The sequence below is a fragment of the Thermomonas beijingensis genome (genome assembly GCF_020034655.1).
Lineage (GTDB): Bacteria > Pseudomonadota > Gammaproteobacteria > Xanthomonadales > Xanthomonadaceae > Thermomonas > Thermomonas beijingensis.
This window is the reverse complement of the sequence record NZ_JAIQDJ010000001.1, coordinates 188,720-209,753: the sequence shown is the minus strand read 5'-3', so window position 1 is coordinate 209,753 and position 21,034 is coordinate 188,720. Positions and strand designations below refer to the sequence as shown.

The window sequence follows — 21,034 nt, the reverse complement described above, 5'->3', positions numbered from 1 at the left end:
GCAGACTTAGTTGAACTTGAGGTCGGCGTTCACGCTATCGCCGCCCGGCTTGCCGTCGGCGCCATAGCTGACCAAATCAAACGGCCTACCTTCCCCCGGCACCTTGTACAGCATCGGATGCATCCAGGCATCGTTCAAATCTGCAGTTTTGGCATACGGCCCCAACCAGCCCTGGGTGCCACCCGGTGCGGTTACCAACGCATCCAGCGTGGGCGGCAGTGCGCCGGTATCCATTTTGTACTGGTCAATTTTCTCGGCCAAGGTTTGCAATTGTGCCTGGGTCAATTTGACCTTGGCACGATCACCACCCCCCAAGATGCGTGAGGCGGCAAACGCCACGATGCCGCCAATCAGCACCACCACCACGATGATTTCGATGAGCGAAAATCCGCGCTGTGCGGCTTTCGACATCGATCCTGAAAATTGACGCTTGCGCATAGTAACAATCCGCGAAATGTGAAGTTGCGTAACCAAGCAGCATCCGACATGGATGCCGAACGAATTTGAAGTTTAGCGGCCTCAGCCCACCACATTGGTGAGATCGTAGATGGGCGTCAGCACCGACAAGATCACCACGCCCACCACCACCGCCAACACCAAGGTCACTGCCGGCACCAAAGCCGCCAGCAGACGATCCATCGCCACCGACGTTTCCTGTTCGAACGTATCTGCGGTTTTGAGCAGCATGCTGTCCAGCGCGCCGGACTCTTCGCCCACTTGCATCATCTGCAGCGCCAACCGCGGAAACCGCTTGCCCTTGCTCAGTGCTGCCGACAATCCAATGCCGTTTTTGACCTCAGCCGCCGCTGCATCCACATCCGCCGCCAGCACGCGATTGTCCAACACGTTGCGGGCAATGCCCAATGCCGCCAACAGCGGGACACCATTGCGCAACAAGGTGCCCAATGTGCGCGCCAAGCGTGCGGTGTCCAGCTTGGCCACCAACGGCCCGGCCAATTTTTGCCGCAGCAGCCAACCATCACACTTGAGCATGAATGCCGGATCACGGCGCTTGCGATCCAGCCACAACAGCATGAGCAGTGGTAGCGCCAAAATCACCACCCACCAATGCCGCACCAGCATGCCCAAGCCCAGCACCGCCTGCGAAAACCACGGCAACTTGGCATCCAGGCTTTCATACATCGCGGCAAATTGCGGCACCACATAGCCCAGCAAAAACAGCAGCGACAGCCCCACCATCAACAACAAAATGGCCGGATACACCAAGGCATTGATCACCCGTCCGCGCAGCGCACTGGCACGCTCCAGATAGTCGGCCAAGCGCTGCAAGGTGTCGTGCAAACTGCCACCGGCTTCGCCTGCACGCACCATATTCACGTACAACCGCCCAAACGTGCCGTGCTGCCGCTCCAGCGCCGCCGACAACGATGCGCCACCGCGCACCGCATCACGAATATCGGTAATCGTACGTTTGGCGGCGGCATCCTCCGGCAGCTCCAGCAAAATTGCCAAAGCCCGATCCAGCGGCTGCCCGGCGCCCAGCAAGGTGGCCAACTGCTGCGTGAATTGCACCAGTTTTTGCCCCGCAAATGGTGCAGGTTTGAACAACCCACGCCACGCCGACGCCCCCCCGCTGCCACTGGCCAGCGCGGCCTCCACCGGCAGATGGCCCTGCTCTTGCAGGCGTGCCGCCACCTCGGCATCACTGGCGGCCTCCATCTGGCCATCCAGCAGTTCACCGCGCACGTTGAAGGCTTTGTAGCGGTACAGGGCCATGACCTTACGCGTCCTCAGTCACACGCAGCACATCTTCGATGGTGGTTTCGCCGCGCAGGGCTTTGGCGATGCCCACTTCGTACATCGTGCTCATGCCGCCTTGCCGCGCCAGACGCTCGATTTCATCCATGCCGGCATGCCGCATCACCGCACGCCGCACTTCGTCGTCCATCACCAGCAATTCCATGATGGTGGTGCGGCCCAGATAGCCAGTGGGGGACAGTGGCGAGGGCACCGCGCGATACAGGAAAATATCGCCTTGCGGCTGGAATCGGCGCAAGCCGAATTTTTCGATTTCCTCGGGCGATGCCGGATATTTTTCGGCATGGGTGGGCTCAAGCCTGCGCACCAGGCGTTGCGCCAGAATGCCGTTGACGGTGGAGGTCAACAGATAGTCTTCCACACCCATATCCAGCAATCGCGTGATGCCGCCGGCGGCGTTGTTGGTGTGCAAGGTGGACAGCACCAAATGCCCGGTCAGGGCGGACTGGATGGCGATGCGTGCGGTTTCCAGATCACGCATTTCACCGATCATGATGATATCGGGGTCTTGCCGCACGATGCTGCGCAGAGCGTTGGCAAAATCCAGTCCAATGGCGGGCTTGGCTTGAATTTGATTGATACCGTCGATCTGGTATTCCACCGGGTCTTCGACCGTAATGATTTTGACCTTGGGTGTATTGAGTTTGGACAGCGCGGTGTACAGCGTGGTGGTTTTGCCGGAACCCGTGGGACCGGTGACCAGCAAGATGCCGTGCGGCTGTTCCAGCACTTTCTGGAAGCGCGGCATGAAGTGTTCGCCAAACCCCAGTTTGGCAAAATCCAGCACCACGGTTTCGCGATCCAGCAACCGCATCACCACCGATTCGCCATGCGCAGTGGGAATGCTGGACACACGCAGATCCAATTCCTTGCCCTGCACCCGCGCCATGATGCGCCCGTCCTGCGGCAGCCGGCGCTCGGCAATGTTGAGCTTGGCCATGATCTTGATGCGGCTGATGATGGCGGCGGTCAGGTTCAGCGGCGGGCTTTCGCCTTCTTCCAGCACCCCGTCGATGCGGTAACGCACTTTCAAGCGCGTCTCGAAGGGCTCGATATGGATGTCGGATGCGCGCATTTCCACCGCCCGCTGGATGATCAGATTCACCAACCGAATGACCGGTGCTTCCGAAGCCAGATCGCGCAGGTGTTCAACATCATCGAAATGTTCCTCACCTTCGGCACGCTCGACGATGCCTTCCATCGCACTGCGGCCTTGCCCGTACCAGCGCTCGATCAGCTCATCAATTTCCGAACGCAACGCCACCGCCGGGCGCAGTGGCCGCCCCAGCGCCAAACGCAGCGCGTCCTGCACATACGCATCTTGCGGGTCGGCCAGCAGCACATCCACGCCGGCGGCATCGGCAGCCACCGCCACTGCATGAAATTGCTTCATGAACTTGAAGCCCAGCGTCACCTCCTCGGGTGGCAACTCGGGCACCTCTTTTGCACTGCGCAGCGGCAGCACCAGCTCAGCGGCGCAGGCCTCGGCATGGTCGCGCTCGGACACCAACCCCAGCCGCCCCAGCAGCACCAGCAAATCGCCACCGTCTTGGTCTTGCAGCTTGCGCGCACTGGCCAGATCGGTGTCTTTCAGTTTGCCGCGCTGCAACAGCAGCGCCACAACGCGCTCGTCGGCAGATGGCGTAGGATCGGACAGAACAGCATTCATGCGGGCTTGGTGGCTAGCGGACGGCAAGCAAGAGCGTAACAGGGCGACCGCCGAGACGCGATGGGCACGGGCATCGGACGGACATCCAATCCCGGTGTCCGCTTTGTTCCCCGTTTTGCGCTGTTACACAACAGATGCACCCAATGCGGGTGCCTAACCAAGTGAGAGATGCCAACAATGAAAACGCAAATGACAACACTGGCGTTGGCGGTACTGGGGGGGTTGGGGGCAATGGCGATGCCGGCCGTCAGCCATGCGGGAAATGTGGGGTACTACGGGGACAATTGCTACAACGTCAATCCCGCCTCCATCATCACCGCGGCTGGCCATACGCCAGTTGCCGTCGCATCCCTGGATGCGCCCTCGCTGGCGGGGCTACAAGGCTTGTTCATCAACGGCTGCTATTTCGCAACCAATGCGGCGGTGGACAGCGCCGTAAACAGCGGCATGGTACTGATCTGGCATGACCCCAACTGGGGCGGCCAAGGCAGCAAATCCTTGCCTGGCGGGCAGACCGTACCCTACTCATATAACGGTGGAAATCGATACCAGATCGATTTCCCGTCAGGCTCCCCAATCACCGCAGGCCCTGGTGGCGCGATCAACAATGCCTCGCTGGATAATGGCAGCTCATCCAATCACGGCTATGTCGATGCAGGGTCTCTGCCCGCTGGCTCGCAAATCCTGGCGACACAGGACACCGCAAGCTATGTCACCACCTTTGCCTACAACACCGGTGCCGGCAAAGTGGTGTTCTCCACAATTCCACTCACCTGTTACTTCGCCGCTGGCCCTTGCTCCGGGAATGCCGCGAGTCCCGGCATGCAAGCCTACGCCACCAATCTGATCGCTTGGGCCATCCCTGGCGGCATGGTCACCACCTGCGCCAGCTCCGGCTACACCGGCACGCAATTGTTGTGGTGCGTCAAGATCTGCGAAAGCGGTCTGACCGGCAAGGCACTGGATGACTGGATCCATCGCTGGATCCGCCAGTACCGCCAGCTGCCGTATTGCGCGGCGGGCGGCAACCCGCCACCGGTCTAAGCGGGAATAGCCACGCAGTCACACAACAAAGCCGGCGCAAGCCGGCTTTGTTGTATTGAGTATCGATTGGCCGTCATTTCCCATGCCCCACGTTACAGCATCTGAACAATTCGCATGTCGCGAACCTGGGGAGATCCATCATGAAGCCGTCTCATTCACTCCTGCCATTGTGCGGTCTGGCTCTGCTTGCCACCACGGCGCACGCCGCCGACCGTACTGACCTGCATCAGCGTGACGTGCAGCAACTACGCGCGCAATATCAAACCATCGTGACCAGCCGCGGCACGCCCAGCATGACCAATCGCCGGCATGCACTGTTCTTGGCGCTCGGCGCGGACTCCACTTTATTGATGCGCCGCAGCCAGCAAGATCCCGACGTCCACAACTATCGTTATGACCAGGCTTGGCGCGGCATCCCGATCTTCGGCCAGGGCCTTGCGCTCAGTGAGGATGCCAAGGGCAATGTACGCACCATGTTTGGCACCCAGATAAGTGGTCTGGAGCGCGACATCACCTCCACCACCCCCAAACTCAACCGCGCTGCCGCACTGATTGCCGCCAAACAAGCCACCATCGGGCGCAGCGCCATCAGCCGCATCACCCGCAACGAGTCATCGGATTTGGTGGTGTACATGGATGACGGGGGGCGTGGTCATTTGGCGTATGCGGTGAGCTTTTTTGCCGACTCCGCCGCCGGCGGTCACCCGACACGGCCGATGGTGATCGTGGATGCGCAGTCCGGCGCGGTAATCCAGCAATGGGAAAACCTGCAACACACCTTGGTGGGTACCGGCCCAGGCGGCAATCTCAAGACCGGGCAGTACGAATACGGCAGCGGTGGCCGGCCGTTCCTGGATGTCAAAGTCAGTGGCAGCACCTGCACCATGAACAGCGGCAATGTGCGCACCGTGGACCTGAACTTCTCCAATAGCAATGCCAGTACCACACCATTCAGCTACACCTGCCCACGCAACACCACCCGTTCCGTCAATGGTGCTTATGCGCCGATGAATGACGCGCATCATTTCGGGCGCGTGATTTTCAACATGTACAAGGATTACCTGGGCATGATGCGGCCCTTCAATTACCAAATGGTGATGAAGGTGCATTACAGCACCAACTACGAAAACGCCTTCTGGGACGGCACCGCGATGACCTTTGGCGATGGTGCCAGCACGTTCTATCCCTTGGTCAGCCTGGATGTCAGCAGCCACGAAATTTCGCACGGCTTTACCGAAAACAATTCCGGCCTGCTGTATTTCGGCCAATCCGGTGGCATGAACGAGGCCTACTCCGACATGGCCGGCGAAGCGGCAGAGTTCTATGACCGTGGCAGCAATGATTGGCTGGTGGGTGCGGAAATCTTCAAAGCCGCAGGGGCACTGCGCTACATGTGCAATCCACCGCTGGATGGGCGCTCGATCGACAATGCCAACAACTACACCGCCAGCATGAATGTGCACTACAGCTCGGGTGTGTACAACAAGGCATTCTGCAACCTTGCGCAAACCCCAGGCTGGGGTGTGGTCAAGGCGTTCAAAGCCTTTGCCCGCGCCAACCGCGATTACTGGACCGCATCCAGCACATTCAATCAGGGGGCATGCGGCGTAGAGACCGCCGCGCAGGATTTGGGCTTTAGCAAGGCCGATGTCACCGCCGCGTTTGCAGGTACCCATGTTGCTTGCCCCGCAGCAGGTAGCCTGACCGATGGCAGCATGCTGTTGCCCGACGTCGCCCAGAATGCCTGGTCATCCAGCTATGCCATCGCCGTAGCCACCAACAAACGCGTCACCATCACCATCAGTGGCGGTAGCGGCGATGCGGACTTGTATGTGCGCGCCGGTAGTGACCCTACCCTGAGCCTGTTCAACTGCCGACCGTATTTGACCGGCAATAACGAGGTCTGCACCTTCAAACCGGCTGCGCCTACCACTTACTACGTCAAAGTCAACGCGTACGCGGCGTATTCAGGTGTTACCTTGACGTGGTCCACCAACTAAGTGCTTGGGGGTGGCGCGCCCGCCCACTGCTCTGACTCCGCTTCCAATTGATCTACACAAGGGGAACACCATGCAAACACGTCGTTTATCGCTGGTCATCAGTGCGCTTGCACTGGCTGCCGCCAGTTTTGCCGCCAATGCCGGCATTACCTTCACCAATCTTGGTACCGCAGCACCGCCCGCAACCGTGGGCCCGTATGTGATGACCGCATTTGATACCACGCCGCAAGCGGCAATTGATGACTTCACTTCCGGCATCATCAATATCCCAGGCAGCCCCATTCCGGGCACGTTGGGTGTCAACCCTGGCGTGCAAAAATTCACCGTCGGGGATACTTGGGGCAGTCCGTGGGCACATGGCTATGCCGGCCCCATCTTTTACAGCAATCAGCAGCAAATCACGCTGACTTTGCCAGCCAATACGCATGCGTTTTATTTTTATACGCAGGGAAATTATTACGGCACCAACACCTTTACCGCCACCACCGATTCGGGGGCCAGCTCCGGTCCGGTGTCGGTGCTGACCGACCCGGAAGTTGATGGCTCCGTAGGCTTTGCCTTCAACGCCACCGCTGGTGAAACCTTGGCCACCATCACTATCAGTGCTCCCGCGGCAGGCGGTTTTGCGGTGGCTGAATTTGGTGTGGACACCGGTCTAAAGCCCACCACCACCTGTGCCAGCTCCGGCTACACCGGCACGCAGTTGTTGTGGTGCGTGAAGATCTGCGAAAGCGGATTGACCGGCAAGGCACTCGATGACTGGATCCACCGTTGGATCCGTCAATTCCGTCAGTTGCCCTACTGTGCTCTGCCGGGTGGCGGCAACCCACCGCCACAGGGAGGGGAGGGTTAACTCAGCCGCGCAGGTGTTGGGATCACCCAGCCACGACAAAGCCGGCGCAAGCCGGCTTTGTTGTGGCAAGGCCGCAGACTCAGTGTCCGTTCTGTAACTGATTCTTCGTTGTATTGAACCAGGCGCGCCCACTGGGGGTGCGGATAGCAATGATGGGGGCACGATGAAGACACAAATGGCAACACTGACATTGGCGGTACTGGGGGGGGTGGGGGCAATGTTGGCACCGGGCGCAAGTGCAGCGGCCAATATCGGCTATTACGATGCAAGTGGTTATTCGGCTGGTGTACCGGCAGCCATTACCGCGCTGGGCCACACGCCGGTGCCCATTTCAACATTGGATACCGCTTCACTCACAGGGTTGAAAGCCTTGGTGCTGACCTCTTGCGGAGGTCAACCCCTGCTCTCCGCCCCGAATGCGGCATTGAATACGGCCGTGCAAAACGGCATGACGTTGATCGTGGAGAGTGGCTGCAGCGCCGAGGCCTCGTCTTCGTTCATCAATAGCCTCAACTTGCCTGGCGCACCGAACTACTCGCCAACATCTGCAGCGGCATATCCCGAAGCCGATGACATTGAAATCCCGGCAGGATCACCGATTACTACCGGCCCCGGTGGCACACTGACTGCGACAAGCCTCGACCGCATCCCGGCAGGTTCTGGCGGACTCTACAACATGACCCATTACTACCCAAGCAGCGCACTGCCGGCAGGTGCCGTCATTCTGCTTACCACTGGCAACACCGATCATGTGGGTGCATTTGCGTGGAGTGTGGGGTCTGGGCGTGTCATCCATACCGAAACCCAAAGTTCATTTGCACTGCCTGGCTCGTACGCAGCTGGCAATAGCGAATCGTTTATCCCGGGCATGGTGACCTACTTCAAAAACTTGCTTTCTTGGGCCAGCGGCCCCGCCACCACCTGCGCCAGCTCCGGCTATACCGGTACGCAGTTGTTGTGGTGCGTCAAGATTTGCGAAAGCGGGCTGACCGGCAAGGCACTGGATGACTGGATCCATCGCTGGATCCGCCAGTTCCGCCAGCTGCCGTATTGCGCGGTGAATGGCAACCCGCCACCGCCGCCGCCGGGAGGGGAGGGCTAACTCAGCTGCGCAGGTGTATTGATCACCCAGACACAACAAAGTCGGCGCAAGCCGGCTTTGCTGTGTCATAGCCAGCAAACACTCGTTTTGTGACGGATTTAGCGCTATCCTGAAAGACACGCGCCCGATAGGGGGTGCGGAATCAAGCACAGGGGCAAAAGTGAACATGAAAACGCAAATGGCAACACTGACCTTGGCGGTCTTGGGCGGGCTGGGGGCGATGGCGATGCCATCTGCCAGTCAGGCGGGAAATGTGGGGTATATCCCGGGTCAAACCTGTAGTGGTGGGGGGGACAAGACAAGCGCTATCACTGCCGCAGGCCATACCCCTGTCGCAGTTGGCACGATCACGCCTGCTGCTCTGGCAAATCTTTCAGCACTCGTCGTAGAAACATGCAACGCATATACCGCTAATGCCGATATCAATAACGCGGTGAACGCGGGTATGGGCCTTGTTATTTCAGACTGGCAACCCGGTACCGGAACAGGTGCACAACTCCCCGGCGCGCCAGCCATTTCCTACACCAGTTATGGGTGCATTTCACAAATCGACTTTCCGCTCGGCTCACCCGCAGCAAATGGTCCAGGTGGCGCGTTAAACAATGGCTCCATGGATGGCGGCAACTGCTCCGCTCACGGCTCTCTAGCTACTGCGTCAGTTCCGAACGGCGTTCAAGTACTCACCACTACCGATGATCCTGGCCAAGCCGTATCGTTGATGTACAGCCATGGTAGCGGGAGAGTGATCTACGCCCCACTCCCTTGGAGTTGGTACATCCCTGGTGGATCAGGTACCGGCAATCCGGCTCAGCCAGGAATTTATGCCTTCATGGTCAATGCAATCGCCTTAGCTGCAGGTGGCGGCCCCACCACCACCTGCGCCAGCTCCGGCTACAGCGGTACCCAGCTGCTATGGTGCGTGAAAATCTGCGAAAGCGGGCTGACCGGCAAGGCGCTGGATGATTGGATCCATCGCTGGATCCGCCAGTACCGCCAGCTGCCGTATTGCGCGGCGGGCGGCAACCCGCCACCGGTCTAAGCGGGAATAGCCACGCAGTCCAACAACAACGCCGGCGCAAGCCGGCGTTGTTGTATGCCCATAGACAGCTTCATTATGTGACTCGGTTTGCGCTATGCTACCCCAAGCGTACCCACAGGGGGTGCCGGATCCGTGAGGGAATGCCATGAAACTACACAAAATAACGTTTGCGCTCAGCGCCTTGGCACTGGCTGCGGCCAGCTTCAGCGCCAATGCTGCGGTGGTATTCCAGAACTTAGGGACGGCTGCGCCCCCCACCAGCATCGGTGGATACACGCTGACGCCGTTTAGTCTGGCACCGCAGAATGCAATCCCCGACTTCTCCAACATATCCACTATTCCCGGCAACCCAGGCGCGGGCGTGCTGGGGATCAACCCACAAGCCACCAAATACCCTTTCAGTGCCTTAGGTGCAACTTGGGGGCAAGGCTACAGCGGGCCGATATATGCAACGGCCAGCACCAGCACACTCACATTGCCACCCAACACCCATGCGTTTTACTTTTATACATTGGTTAACGCTTGGGGCACATCCACCTTTACGGCCACCAGTGATTCAGGCACCAATTCCGGCCCCATTTCGGTAAGCCCCAATGCACTAGGCGGACCTGACAGCGCCAATGGCGTCGCCTTCTATAGCACCGCTGGCGAATCGATCTCGTCGATTACTGTTACGACATCGAGTTCAAACGGACTCATTTTCGCTGAATTCGGCATTGATACCGGCCCCACCACCACCTGCGCCAGCTCCGGCTACAGCGGTACCCAGCTGCTATGGTGCGTGAAAATCTGCGAAAGCGGGCTGACCGGCAAGGCGCTGGATGATTGGATCCATCGCTGGATCCGCCAGTACCGCCAGCTGCCGTATTGCGCGGCGGGCGGCAACCCGCCACCGGTCTAAGCGGGAATAGCCACGCAGTTACACAACAAAGCCGGCGCAAGCCGGCTTTGTTGTCGGGATGCGGAGAAGCAGATCCTTCGCTTGGCGAGGGATGGCAAAGCTTGTTGGTGGGTGCTTACCGCAAAAATACCCGCGCATTGCGGAACATGCGTTGCCAGGGCGACTCTTCCGGCCAGTTGGCCGGTGCCCAACTGAAGTTGGCACGCCGCAGGGTCCGTTCGGGGTGCGGCATCATCAGCGTGGCGCGGCCGTCGCGGCTGGTGACACCGGCAATACCATCCGGCGAGCCGTTGGGGTTGGCTGGGTAATGCAACGCGGTCTGGCCGCCTTCGACAAAGCGCAACGCCACATCCACGGCGGACTGGTCAAGACCATTGGCGAACACGGCGCGGCCTTCGCCATGCGCCACTGCCACCGGGATCCGCGACCCGTCCATGCCGCGCAAGAAAATCGACGGCGATTGCGCCACTTCCAGCAGTGCCAGCCGCGCTTCGTATTGCTCGCTGGTATTGCGCTGGAAGCTGGGCCAATGCTCGGCACCCGGGATGATGTCGCGCAACTGCGCCAGCATTTGGCAACCGTTGCAGATCCCCAGCGAGAAGCTGTTGTCGCGGGCGAAGAAGGCGCCGAACATGTCGCGCAGCGTGCTGCGCTCCAGAATGGAGGTGGCCCAGCCGCGCCCCGCACCCAGCACGTCGCCGTAGCTGAACCCGCCACAAGCTACCAAGCCGTGGAAATCGGCCAGATCAACGCGGCCGGCAATCAGGTCACTCATGTGCACATCAAAGCTGTCAAAGCCGGCGCGATCGAAGGCATACGCGGTTTCGATCTGGCTGTTGACGCCCTGCTCACGCAGGACCGCCACCTTCGGGCGTGCGCCGGTATTGATGAACGGTGAGGCCACATCCTCGCTGGCATCGAAGTGCAACACCGGCTGCAAGCCCGGCGCATCGAAGCGGCGCACGCTGTCGCGCTCACTGTCGGCACAATCCGGGTGGTCGCGCAGTTGTTGCATCGCATGGGTGACCGCCCACCATGCATCGAACAATTCGTCCCAACGCCATTGCACCAATTCTTCATCGCCATCGCTGATGCGAACCGTGGGTGCCGTCGTGGGCTTGGCTATGCGCTGGGCACATTCGATCAGACCGTGCTGCGCCACCAGATCGGCAAACGCGGCACGTTCGTCGACGGGCACCTGCACCACGGCACCCAGTTCTTCGTTGAACAACACCCGCAGCGGGTCGCCGGTGCGACCATCGCCCCAGCCGTCGAGGCGGATATCCAGCCCCAGATGCGAGGTGAACGCCATTTCGCACAACGCGGCAAACACACCACCATCGGAGCGGTCGTGATAGGCCAGCAACAGGCCCGCCTCACGCGCATCGCGCACCAACTCGAACAAGCCGCGCAGACGTTGCGGGTCATCCAGATCCGGCACATCGCCACCAAACGCGGGCAGCGCGCCGCCATCGACCTTCGGATACACCTGCGCCAAGATCGAACCGCCCATGCGCTGGCGGCCGCCGCCCAAGCCAATCAACCACAATTCGGAGTCCACCTCGCGCTGCAACAGCGGGGTGAGCTGGCCGCGCACATCCAGCACCGGCGCGAACGCCGACACCACCAGCGAGACCGGCGAGACCGATTTCTGGGTTGTGCCATCGGCCTGATACTGCGCCTGCATCGAGAGCGAATCCTTGCCGACCGGAATACTCAATTCCAGCTCCGGACATAGCTCCATGCCCACCGCTTTGACCGCATCGAACAGCCGCGCATCTTCCCCCGCATGGCCGGCGGCGGCCATCCAGTTGGCCGACAATTTGATGCGGCTGAAGGTCTCCACGGGTGCGGCCATCACATTGGTAATCGCCTCGCCTACCGCCATGCGTGCGGAGGCAGCGGCATCCAGCAACGCCAACGGCGTGCGCTCGCCCACCGCCATCGCTTCGCCGGTATAGCCTTCAAACCCCGACAAGGTGATGGCGCAATCGGCCACCGGCATTTGCCACGGCCCCACCATTTGGTCGCGGGCAGTCAAACCGCCGACCGTGCGGTCGCCGATGGTGATCAGGAAGGATTTGGAGGCCACCGCCGGGTGCGCCAACACGCGCAGCCCGGCCTCGTGTAGATCCAGAGTATCTGTGTCGGTTTCCGGCCATTTGGGCGGCGCCGGATGCGCGGTGTCGCGGTGCATTTTCGGCGCTTTGCCAAACAGCACATCCATCGGCAGGTCGATGGCCGGCGGCTGGCCGGCATACCCCACGCGCAGATGTTGTTCTGCCGTGGCCACACCCACCACCGAAAACGGGCAGCGTTCGCGCAGGCACAGGGCTTCGAACTCGGCCACCCGTGATGGTGCGATGCCCAGCACGTAGCGTTCCTGCGATTCGTTGCACCACAACTGCATCGGTGACAGCGACGGGTCGTCTTTCGGAATCTTGCCCAAGTCGATCACGCCGCCCACACCGGAGTCGTGCAGCAGTTCGGGAATGGCGTTGGATAGTCCACCCGCACCCACGTCGTGGGCACTCAGGATAGGGTTGTCTGCCCCCAGCGCCACGCAGCAGTCGATGACTTCCTGTGCGCGCCGTTCCATTTCCGGGTTGTCGCGCTGCACCGAGGCAAAATCGAGGTCTTCCGCCGAATCACCCGAGGCCACCGACGATGCCGCGCCGCCGCCCAGCCCGATCAACATCGCCGGCCCCCCCAGCACAATCACCGCATCGCCGGGGGAGAGCCGCAGCTTTTCCACCTGCGTGCGATCCATCGCGCCCAGACCACCGGCCAACATAATGGGTTTGTCATAGGCGCGGGTCAGGCCGTCGGCCTCGAACAGTTCAAAACTGCGGAAATAGCCGGTGAGATTGGGCCGGCCGAATTCGTTGTTGAACGCGGCGGCACCCAACGGCCCGTCGCGCATGATTTCAAACGCGCTGGCCATGCGCGGGTTGAGGCTGCGCTGGCCTTCCCACGGCTGTGGCAGCGTCGGAATGCGCAGATGCGACACCGAGAACCCGCACATCCCCGCCTTGGGCCGGCCACCGCGGCCGGTGGCCCCTTCGTCACGGATTTCGCCGCCGGCGCCCGTGGATGCGCCGGGGAACGGCGCAATCGCGGTGGGGTGGTTATGGGTTTCCACCTTGATGCAAAACGCGGACTCGGTCACCGGCTCGCTGCGGTATTGGCGGGTGTGCGGGTCTGGCCGCCAGCGCGCCGCCGCATAACCTTCCACCACCGCCGCGTTATCGCTATACGCCGACAGCGTGTGCTGCGGCGTGCTGGCGTGGGTGTGCTTGATCATCTTGAACAGCGATAGCGGCTGCTCACGGCCATCAATTGTCCACGACGCATTGAAAATCTTATGCCGGCAGTGCTCGGAATTGGCCTGCGCGAACATCATCAATTCCACATCGTGCGGGTCGCGCCCCAGTGCGCCGTAGCGCGCACGCAGGTAGTCGATTTCATCCTCGGCCAGGGCCAGCCCCAGCCGCTTGTTGGCCGCCTCCAACTGCGCCAGCGGGATCACCTCCACGACGCCCGCCGGTTGCGCCGGGAACAGCGCTGCACCGGCCTCACGCGAGTCCAGCAGCGATTGCGTCATCGGGTCATGCAGCAGCTTGGCCAAGGCCGCCTGCGTGGCGACATCGGCCGGCCAGCCGACCACGTCCAGGCGGGTGCCACGTTCTACCCGCCTGATCGGCAAGCCGGCACCCCGCAGCAGCTCGGTGGCCTTGCTGGCCCACGGCGACAACGTGCCCAGACGCGGCACCACAAAGCGGCTGACGCTACCGGCTTCGGCCGGTGCGTAGCCATTTTCAGCTTGCAGGATACGGCACAGCGCGGTGACATCGGGCTGGCTGCCGGGCTCGGGATCGATCCAGTAGCCATGCCATGCACCGATCAGGCGCAGGCCGGGGGCGCAGGTTTGCAGACGGGTTTGCAAGCGGTCGCGACGAAACGGCGACAGGGCGGGTGCGCCCTCGAGGACGATCATGTCCGATACAACCGTAGGAACGGGCCGGCCATTGTAGCCGAGCCCGCGACCTCAAGCCGGAGCCGGCCTCAGCTGGCGTCCGGATTCTTGTCCAGTGCGTCCAATCGCTGCAACAGGGCATCGGGTGGGAGATAACCGCCCAGCAGCCTGCCATCATCGGTCAGGATCATGGGCGTGCCTTCCAGGCCCATCCGCTGACCGGCGCGGTATTCGCGATCCACCGGAGTACTGGCACACGGGCCTTGCGCGACCGGGCGATCGTTCTTGGCATCGGTCAGTGCTTTCTTGCGATCCGCTGCGCACCACACCGCCACCATCTTCTGGTAGTCCGGGCTGCCCAAACCGGCGCGCGGGAAGGCCAGATATTCCACCCGGATCCCCAGCTTGTTGTATTGCGCGATATCGGTGTGGAACTTGCGGCAATAGCCACACTCCACATCGGTCAGCACCACTACGGTGTGCTTGGTCGTGCCGGTTGGGGCAAACACGATGCGGTCGGCTTGCGGCAAGGTTGCCAGCACCTGTTTGCGCACTTTGGCCATCGCCACCTCGCCCATGTCCTTGCGATTGACGATGTCCAGCAGACCGCCCTGGAACAGGTATTTGCCGTCATCGCTGACATACACCACCTGGCCGGTGGCGATGACCTCGCGGAAGCCGGGAATGGGGGCCGGGCTGATTGATTCCACCTGAATCTTGGGATTGATCCGAGTCAGTGCCTCGCGCACGCGAGCCTCTGGTGTGCCTGCGGCGAAGGAAGGCTCCTTCAGCGGTGCAGCCTCGGTACCGGGCGACACTTTTTGCGGGGCCTCCGCGGGTTGCGCGCAGGCAGACAAACTGAAACCGAACAAGGTGGCAAGCAACAGACGCTTCATCACAACTCCGAATAAGCCAACACCGCTTCGACCGTGGAAGCGGACACAAGTTCGCTAGTGTCGCATGGATGCAGCATCCGATCGGCAAGCGCCAGCAGCGCGTTCAGCCACGCGGATGGTGGCGGGCATGCAAGCTCTGCAAACGCTCGCGCGCGACCAGGGTGTAGATCTGGGTGGTTGACAATGCGCTATGCCCCAACAGCATTTGCAAGGCGCGCAAGTCAGCGCCGTGGTTGAGCAAATGGGTGGCAAAACTGTGGCGCAAGCCGTGCGGGCTGACTTGCGCAGGGGCAACACCCGCCAGCACCGCATAGCGCTTGACCAAGACCCAGAACGCTTGCCGGCTCAACGCATCACCGCCGGGGGTGACAAACAACGCGGTGACCGCGCCGGGGTTGCGCGCCGCCGTCAACAACATTGGGCGCGCCGCTTTCAGGTACTGGCTTAGCCAATGGCCGGATTCTTCGCCCAACGGCACCAGCCGCTCTTTGTTGCCCTTGCCGCGCACCCGTAACACACCCTGCCGCAGATTGACCGCCGTGCCGGGAAGCCCCACCAATTCGCTGACCCGCAAGCCGCAGGCGTACATCAGCTCCAACATGGCGCGGTCACGCAAGCCATTGGCCGTGCTGGTTTCTGGTGCTTCCAGTAGTGCCGCAATCTGGGTTTCAGACAGAGCCTTGGGCAGCAGTCGTGGCAGCGTGGGCGATTGCAGCAACGCGCTGGGATCTTCGCTGCGCAAGCCACCGCGCACGGCATGCGCATAGAACGCATGCAGGCACGACAACAAGCGGGCCGTGCTGCGTGGGCTGTAGCCTTGCTGCGTGCGTTGCGCCAGATGCGCAAACAGGGTTTCCCGCGACAGCAGCAGCACGCCCGGATGCTGCCGCGCCAACGCCTGCAAATCGCTGCGATAGGCCGCCAGCGTGGCCTGCGCCAAGCCATACTCGGCCCAGATCGCATCCAGGAAACGCTCAATCGCCACACCATCGGCATCTGCCAAGGGCGGCAGGTTGCGAATGAATTGACGACGGTCAGCGGGGGTTGGCATGGGGCCAAGGTTAGAGCAAGCGGGTGCGCCTGTATCCTGTGCGGATGACCTCACCGCAACGCTTCCCTACCCGCATCGGCTGGCGACTGCTCGCCCTGCTCTACGATTTTTTCCCGGTGCTGGCACTGTGGTTTATCGCGGCGGGCATCTTCACCTTGGCGCATGGCGATGCGGTGCGCGGCGGTTGGCTAGGTTGGCTGGAATTTGTGGTGCTGTGGCTGATTGCCGGTTTGTATGCGGTGCTCAGCTGGCGGCGCGGCGGGCAGACCATCGGGATGCGGGCATGGCGACTGCGCGTGAGCGATGTCGCCGGCCAGCCGGCACACACGCGAGCACTCTGGCTACGCTTTGCGATCGGTAGTGTGTCGTTGTTGGCGCTCGGATTGGGGGTCTGGTGGGCGTGGCTGGATCGCGAGGGTTTGACTCTGCACGATCGCTTCAGCAACACCCGCATGACCCGTTTGCCCAAAGCTTGAGCTTCAACTGCTGCGCCGGCGGAACATCAGATAGGAAATGCCCAGCATCAACAGCGGCGGCATGGCGTAGGCGATGCGGTAATCGAAATGGTAGATGCCGGCCAGCCTGGAAAAAATCATCTGGGCAACCCAGAACCCCAGCGCAAACACAATGCCGATAAACACGCGCTTGCCGTAACCACCACTGCGCAGCGAGCCAAATGCAAACGGCATTGCTGCCAGACACAGTGCCAGCACGTTGAACGGATAGAACCAGCGGCTCCAGTACACGTTCTCGAAATCACTCGAATCCAGACCGTTGCGCTTGCGATAGTCAATGCTGGTGCTCAGATCACTGCTGGCCATATTGCCAGGCTTGGTCACGCCGGATGCCAAGGCCGATTCATCCAATTTTGAGTTCCAATGTTCTTCAATCACCTTGCTGCGCTGCACAGTCTTGGCATCGAAGCGCGTGCGTTCAATGCCGCGCAACAACCACTGGCCGGCGCGATGTTCGGCAATTTCAACATTGGAAATCGAGCGCAGGCGGCCATCGGCGGCGAATTCGAACAGCCGCACACCGCGCAACTCCAGCCAGCGCTCGCTGCCACGTTGCTTCTGTTCGCCAGTGCGCGCATTGAGGAACATATCGCCTTCGCGCGCCCACAGCCCGCTGTATTTGGACACCACCATGTCACTGTGACGCACCGAGCGAATCATCTGCGCACGTTCGTCGCCCCACGGTGCCAAGGTTTCGCCATTGACCACCATGAGTGCCGTCAGCAGCAGCAGCGAAAACGCTACCGACACACTCAAGCGCTTGCGTGATAGGCCCAGCGCGCGCAGCACAGTGAGCTCGGAGGTGGCCGCCAATTGCCCCAGCCCCAGCAACACGCCAATCACGGCGGCGGTGGGAAACAAGGTGTAGGCGCGACTGGGGATGGTCAAGCCGGTGGCGGCAATCGCGTGATTGATGGTGTACGCACCTTTGCCGACATCGCTCATCTCACCAGCGAGTGCCTGTACTACATCCAAACCCAATACAACGCCCCACACCAGCAACACGCTGGTGACGACCGAGCGCGCGATATAGCTGTCATGCAGGCGTGGCCAATGTTTCATCGCCGCCACCATGCGCGCGCTACGCGACCATCCCGCATGTACAGCCACATCCCCAGACCCAGCATCGGCAGCAACAACCACCACAATCCTGCCGTCGTGGGCAGGCGGCCTTCCGCAATCCATTTGGTGCCCAGCATCATCAGGAAGATGCCGACCAGATAAGCCAGAAATGCCAACAACACCGAGCCATAACGTGCCTGCCGTGGCGAGCTGCGACCCAGCGGAATGGCCATCAGCGCAAATGCCAGTGCCAATAGTGGCGGCGCGATGCGCCAATGTAATTCGGCGCGTGCCGGGGCCGCCGGGTTACGCAGCAGCACGGGGGTAAGCTGGTATTCCGGGGTTTCCAAATTGCGCGGATCATCCGGTGCTGGAAGTTGCAGTTCGTTGCGTGCATAGCGCATCAAGCGATAGTCCAGATCGGCACCACTCGCTGGACCCTCCACCCGAAACCCATCCAGCAACGCCAGCACGCGCTCGCCGTGGTCGCGATACATCTCCCCGGTCTGCGCGGTGGCCACGTCCATGCGGTCGCCACGTTCGCGATAAATGAATACCCGCGCAATCTTGGTGCCATCGTTGGACATCGTGCCCACATAGGCCACCCCGCCATTGGCCATCGGGGTAAACCGACCCGGCTCCAGCCCGGCCACCAGCAAATTCTTGTTGGCTTCGATCACCATCCCGCGCGCCAGACGGTTGGCCCATGGGCCCAATTGCAATGAACACAGCCCCACCAACACCACCACCGGCAACGCCACCAATAGCAATGGCCGCAGTAGCCGACGCGGACCAATCCCGATGGCATGCAGCACATACATTTCCGAATCGCGGTACAGCCGCCCGGTAGCCAACAGCAAGCCCAATAACAACGCCAGCGGCAAAATCAGTGGCAAATAACTAAGCAAGCGCAGGCCCAATTGCGATAACAACAACGCCGGCGGCAGCTTGCCGCGTGCCATTTCACCGACCAGATCGGCAAACACGCCGCCCATGCTGACCATGCCCAGGATCACCAACGACGCCACGATGGCGCGGGTGAATTCAGCGGCGAGGTAGCGGTCCAGCTTCGGCATCGGGCCTGCTTGCTTTAGAATTAGGGGTTGATTGCGGTCACGGCCTGCGCCAAGCGCAGCCGCGTATTGTAAGCCACGTCCGCCTGCATGCCCGAAGGTCCCTGCCTGCAAGCGCCTGCAGATCCGCTGCACTTTTGCCTGGATACCTTGTTCGATGAGTCTCGAATTCCACCTGAACCAGACTTCCCCCACCACTGCCACCGTAGATTGCGTCGTGGTAGGCGTGTTCGCCGATGGCACCCTGGCGCCTGCCGCCAGCGTGCTGGACAGCGCCAGTGCCGGGCGCCTGCAAAGCCTGGTTGCACGCGGCGATGTGTCCGGCAAGACCGGCAAAACCACCCTGCTGCACGACCTGCCCGGCATCGCCGCACCGCGCGTGCTGGTCATTGGCTTGGGCGACGCCGGCAAGTTTGGCGTGCCGCAGTACCTGAAGGCCGTGGCCGATGCGGTGCGCACGCTGAAGACCGGCCCGGTCGGCTCCGTACTGTTCACTCTGAGCGACGTAGCCGTGCAGGATCGCGATGCGGCATGGAACATCCGCCAAGCCGTGATCGCCGCCGACCACACCGGCTACCGCTACACCGCCACGTTGGGTGCGAAAAACAGCAAGCGCGAAGAAAAGGGACTGGTGCGGTTCGAAATCAGCGGCAGCGACACCACTGCGCTGGCGCAAGGCATCGCGATTGCGCAAGGCGTCCAGTTCACCCGCGAAGTGGGCAACCTGCCGCCGAATATCTGCAACCCGGCGTATCTGGCCCAGCAGGCGCAAGACTTCGCCGCGCAGCACACGGGTGTCGACTGCGAGGTACTGGACGATGCCGCGATGGAAGCGCTGGGCATGGGCTCGCTGCTGGCGGTGGCACGCGGCAGCGCGCAGCGGCCGCGCCTGATCGTGCTGAAGTGGAGCCAGGGCGGCGATGCCAAACCCTATGTGCTGGTCGGCAAGGGCATCACCTTCGATACCGGTGGCGTCAACCTGAAAACGCAGGGCGGCATCGAGGAAATGAAGTACGACATGTGCGGTGCCGGCAGCGTGCTGGGCACCTTCGTGGCGGCGGTCAAGATGCAACTTCCGGTCAATCTGGTGTGCATTGCCGCTGCGGTGGAAAACGCCATCGATGGCGATGCCTATCGTCCGTCCGATGTGATCACGTCGATGTCCGGCAAGACCATCGAAGTGGGCAACACCGATGCCGAAGGCCGCCTGATTTTGTGCGACGCGCTGACCTATGCGCAGCGGTTTGAGCCGGCCGCGCTGGTCGATGTGGCCACCCTCACCGGTGCCTGCATGGTGGCGCTGGGCAAATACGCCACCGGCGTGATGACCAAGCGCAGCCACGACCTTGCGCGCGAATTGCTGGATGCCGGCGAAATGGTATTCGACCGCGGCTGGCAGTTGCCGCTGTGGGACGAATACCAACCGATGCTGGATTCCGCATTTGCCGATGTCTACAACATCGGCGGCCGCTGGGCTGGTGCAATTACCGCCGGCTGTTTCCTGTCGCGCTTCACCGACGGCCAGCGCTGGGTGCATCTGGATATCGCAGGTTCCGCCAGCGACGACGGCAAGCTGGGCATGGCCACCGGCCGCCCGGTGGGCATGTTGTCGCAGTGGTTACTGGATCGTTCGGCGGCGTAATGCCCAAAGCCCACTTCTACCTGATCGACAAGCCGCGCTTTCGCGAGCAGCCCTTGCTGCTGGTCTGCGAACTGGCGAAGAAAGCCTACGCCGCCAACGTACCCACGCTGATTCTGGCGCGCGATCCGGCGCAGGCCGAAGCACTCGACGACCTGTTGTGGGCGTTCGATCCCGACGAATACCTGCCGCACCAAATTGCCGGCATGGATGCCGATGAAGACGAAGCGCCGGTGTTGATTGCATCACCCGACACCGATGTGCCGCTGCGCCCATTGCTGATCAACTTGCGCGATGCCGCCCCGCAAGGTGCTTTCGAGCGCGTGCTGGAAGTGGTGCCAGCCGACCCCGCCGCCCGCGAGCCGCTGCGTGCGCGCTGGAAGCATTACCAAACGCTCGGTTTCGAGCTCAAAAAATTCGACATGTGATGCTGCC

At 61.5% G+C, this 21,034-nt stretch carries 17 protein-coding genes; 9 read left to right on the top strand and 8 right to left on the bottom strand.

Annotation, left to right across the window (positions count from 1 at the left end):
* Positions 1–6: 6 nt before the first annotated feature.
* The 3 genes from gspG to gspE form a co-directional block, all read right to left on the bottom strand.
* Entirely contained in the window at positions 7–438 is a 432-nt protein-coding gene (gene gspG, locus K7B09_RS00915; RefSeq protein WP_223625729.1) for a type II secretion system major pseudopilin GspG, read from the bottom strand.
* A gap of 81 nt (positions 439–519) precedes the next feature.
* The gene (gene xpsF / locus K7B09_RS00910; protein WP_223625726.1) at positions 520–1,737 is read right to left on the bottom strand and encodes a type II secretion system protein XpsF; all 1,218 of its coding nucleotides are present in this window, start codon (positions 1,735–1,737) and stop codon (positions 520–522) included.
* Between the two features lie 4 nt (positions 1,738–1,741).
* A complete protein-coding gene (gene gspE, locus K7B09_RS00905) occupies positions 1,742–3,448 on the bottom strand; it encodes a type II secretion system ATPase GspE (RefSeq protein WP_223625723.1) in 1,707 nt (568 codons plus the stop codon).
* 177 nt (positions 3,449–3,625) lie between these two features.
* Between gspE and K7B09_RS00900 the strand changes: the two genes are divergently transcribed.
* From K7B09_RS00900 to K7B09_RS00875, 6 genes are all read left to right on the top strand, one after another.
* The gene (locus K7B09_RS00900; RefSeq protein ID WP_223625719.1) at positions 3,626–4,492 is read left to right on the top strand and encodes a hypothetical protein; all 867 of its coding nucleotides are present in this window, start codon (positions 3,626–3,628) and stop codon (positions 4,490–4,492) included.
* 140 nt (positions 4,493–4,632) lie between these two features.
* Positions 4,633–6,492, top strand: coding sequence for a M4 family metallopeptidase (locus tag K7B09_RS00895; protein WP_223625716.1), 1,860 nt, complete (start codon positions 4,633–4,635; stop codon positions 6,490–6,492).
* Positions 6,493–6,562: 70 nt separating this feature from the next.
* A complete protein-coding gene (locus K7B09_RS00890; protein ID WP_223625712.1) occupies positions 6,563–7,345 on the top strand; it encodes a hypothetical protein in 783 nt (260 codons plus the stop codon).
* Between the two features lie 163 nt (positions 7,346–7,508).
* The gene (locus K7B09_RS00885) at positions 7,509–8,447 is read left to right on the top strand and encodes a hypothetical protein (RefSeq protein ID WP_223625708.1); all 939 of its coding nucleotides are present in this window, start codon (positions 7,509–7,511) and stop codon (positions 8,445–8,447) included.
* A gap of 160 nt (positions 8,448–8,607) precedes the next feature.
* Positions 8,608–9,486 (top strand): hypothetical protein, encoded by an 879-nt coding sequence (locus K7B09_RS00880; protein ID WP_223625705.1) that lies wholly within the window; start codon positions 8,608–8,610, stop codon positions 9,484–9,486.
* Positions 9,487–9,631: 145 nt separating this feature from the next.
* Positions 9,632–10,387: a hypothetical protein gene (locus K7B09_RS00875; RefSeq protein WP_223625701.1), complete on the top strand. Its 756-nt coding sequence runs from the start codon at positions 9,632–9,634 to the stop codon at positions 10,385–10,387.
* A gap of 115 nt (positions 10,388–10,502) precedes the next feature.
* Here K7B09_RS00875 and purL read toward each other — a convergent pair whose 3' ends face one another.
* From purL to xerD, 3 genes are all read right to left on the bottom strand, one after another.
* Positions 10,503–14,384 (bottom strand): phosphoribosylformylglycinamidine synthase, encoded by a 3,882-nt coding sequence (purL, locus tag K7B09_RS00870; protein ID WP_223625698.1) that lies wholly within the window; start codon positions 14,382–14,384, stop codon positions 10,503–10,505.
* Positions 14,385–14,452: 68 nt separating this feature from the next.
* Positions 14,453–15,259, bottom strand: a complete 807-nt coding sequence (locus K7B09_RS00865; RefSeq protein WP_223625694.1) for a DsbC family protein — start codon at positions 15,257–15,259, stop codon at positions 14,453–14,455.
* Positions 15,260–15,362: 103 nt separating this feature from the next.
* Positions 15,363–16,310 (bottom strand): site-specific tyrosine recombinase XerD, encoded by a 948-nt coding sequence (gene xerD / locus K7B09_RS00860; RefSeq protein ID WP_223625691.1) that lies wholly within the window; start codon positions 16,308–16,310, stop codon positions 15,363–15,365.
* A 44-nt stretch (positions 16,311–16,354) separates the two neighbouring features.
* Between xerD and K7B09_RS00855 the strand changes: the two genes are divergently transcribed.
* On the top strand, positions 16,355–16,786 hold the full coding sequence (locus K7B09_RS00855; RefSeq protein ID WP_223625688.1) for an RDD family protein: 432 nt from the start codon (positions 16,355–16,357) through the stop codon (positions 16,784–16,786).
* Positions 16,787–16,789: 3 nt separating this feature from the next.
* On the opposite strand, the gene lptG is transcribed toward K7B09_RS00855, so the two are convergent.
* Both lptG and lptF read right to left on the bottom strand, forming a co-directional pair.
* Complete coding sequence (lptG, locus tag K7B09_RS00850) at positions 16,790–17,887, bottom strand: LPS export ABC transporter permease LptG (protein WP_223625684.1); 1,098 nt, start codon at positions 17,885–17,887, stop codon at positions 16,790–16,792.
* Positions 17,884–18,963 (bottom strand): LPS export ABC transporter permease LptF, encoded by a 1,080-nt coding sequence (gene lptF, locus K7B09_RS00845; RefSeq protein ID WP_223625680.1) that lies wholly within the window; start codon positions 18,961–18,963, stop codon positions 17,884–17,886. Before lptF ends, lptG begins: the two co-directional genes overlap by 4 nt.
* A gap of 154 nt (positions 18,964–19,117) precedes the next feature.
* Between lptF and K7B09_RS00840 the strand changes: the two genes are divergently transcribed.
* The gene (locus tag K7B09_RS00840; protein WP_223625676.1) at positions 19,118–20,602 is read left to right on the top strand and encodes a leucyl aminopeptidase; all 1,485 of its coding nucleotides are present in this window, start codon (positions 19,118–19,120) and stop codon (positions 20,600–20,602) included.
* The gene (locus K7B09_RS00835; RefSeq protein ID WP_223625673.1) at positions 20,602–21,027 is read left to right on the top strand and encodes a DNA polymerase III subunit chi; all 426 of its coding nucleotides are present in this window, start codon (positions 20,602–20,604) and stop codon (positions 21,025–21,027) included. Before K7B09_RS00840 ends, K7B09_RS00835 begins: the two co-directional genes overlap by 1 nt.
* The last annotated feature ends 7 nt before the right edge of the window (positions 21,028–21,034 follow it).

Coding starts and splice junctions, on each gene's coding strand:
- gspG (WP_223625729.1), bottom strand. CDS start 438: ATGCGCAAGCGTCAATTTTCAGGATCGATGTCGAAAGCCGCACAGCGC.
- xpsF (WP_223625726.1), bottom strand. CDS start 1,737: ATGGCCCTGTACCGCTACAAAGCCTTCAACGTGCGCGGTGAACTGCTG.
- gspE (WP_223625723.1), bottom strand. CDS start 3,448: ATGAATGCTGTTCTGTCCGATCCTACGCCATCTGCCGACGAGCGCGTT.
- K7B09_RS00900 (WP_223625719.1), top strand. CDS start 3,626: ATGAAAACGCAAATGACAACACTGGCGTTGGCGGTACTGGGGGGGTTG.
- K7B09_RS00895 (WP_223625716.1), top strand. CDS start 4,633: ATGAAGCCGTCTCATTCACTCCTGCCATTGTGCGGTCTGGCTCTGCTT.
- K7B09_RS00890 (WP_223625712.1), top strand. CDS start 6,563: ATGCAAACACGTCGTTTATCGCTGGTCATCAGTGCGCTTGCACTGGCT.
- K7B09_RS00885 (WP_223625708.1), top strand. CDS start 7,509: ATGAAGACACAAATGGCAACACTGACATTGGCGGTACTGGGGGGGGTG.
- K7B09_RS00875 (WP_223625701.1), top strand. CDS start 9,632: ATGAAACTACACAAAATAACGTTTGCGCTCAGCGCCTTGGCACTGGCT.
- purL (WP_223625698.1), bottom strand. CDS start 14,384: ATGATCGTCCTCGAGGGCGCACCCGCCCTGTCGCCGTTTCGTCGCGAC.
- K7B09_RS00865 (WP_223625694.1), bottom strand. CDS start 15,259: ATGAAGCGTCTGTTGCTTGCCACCTTGTTCGGTTTCAGTTTGTCTGCC.
- xerD (WP_223625691.1), bottom strand. CDS start 16,310: ATGCCAACCCCCGCTGACCGTCGTCAATTCATTCGCAACCTGCCGCCC.
- K7B09_RS00855 (WP_223625688.1), top strand. CDS start 16,355: ATGACCTCACCGCAACGCTTCCCTACCCGCATCGGCTGGCGACTGCTC.
- lptG (WP_223625684.1), bottom strand. CDS start 17,887: ATGAAACATTGGCCACGCCTGCATGACAGCTATATCGCGCGCTCGGTC.
- lptF (WP_223625680.1), bottom strand. CDS start 18,963: ATGCCGAAGCTGGACCGCTACCTCGCCGCTGAATTCACCCGCGCCATC.
- K7B09_RS00840 (WP_223625676.1), top strand. CDS start 19,118: ATGAGTCTCGAATTCCACCTGAACCAGACTTCCCCCACCACTGCCACC.
- K7B09_RS00835 (WP_223625673.1), top strand. CDS start 20,602: ATGCCCAAAGCCCACTTCTACCTGATCGACAAGCCGCGCTTTCGCGAG.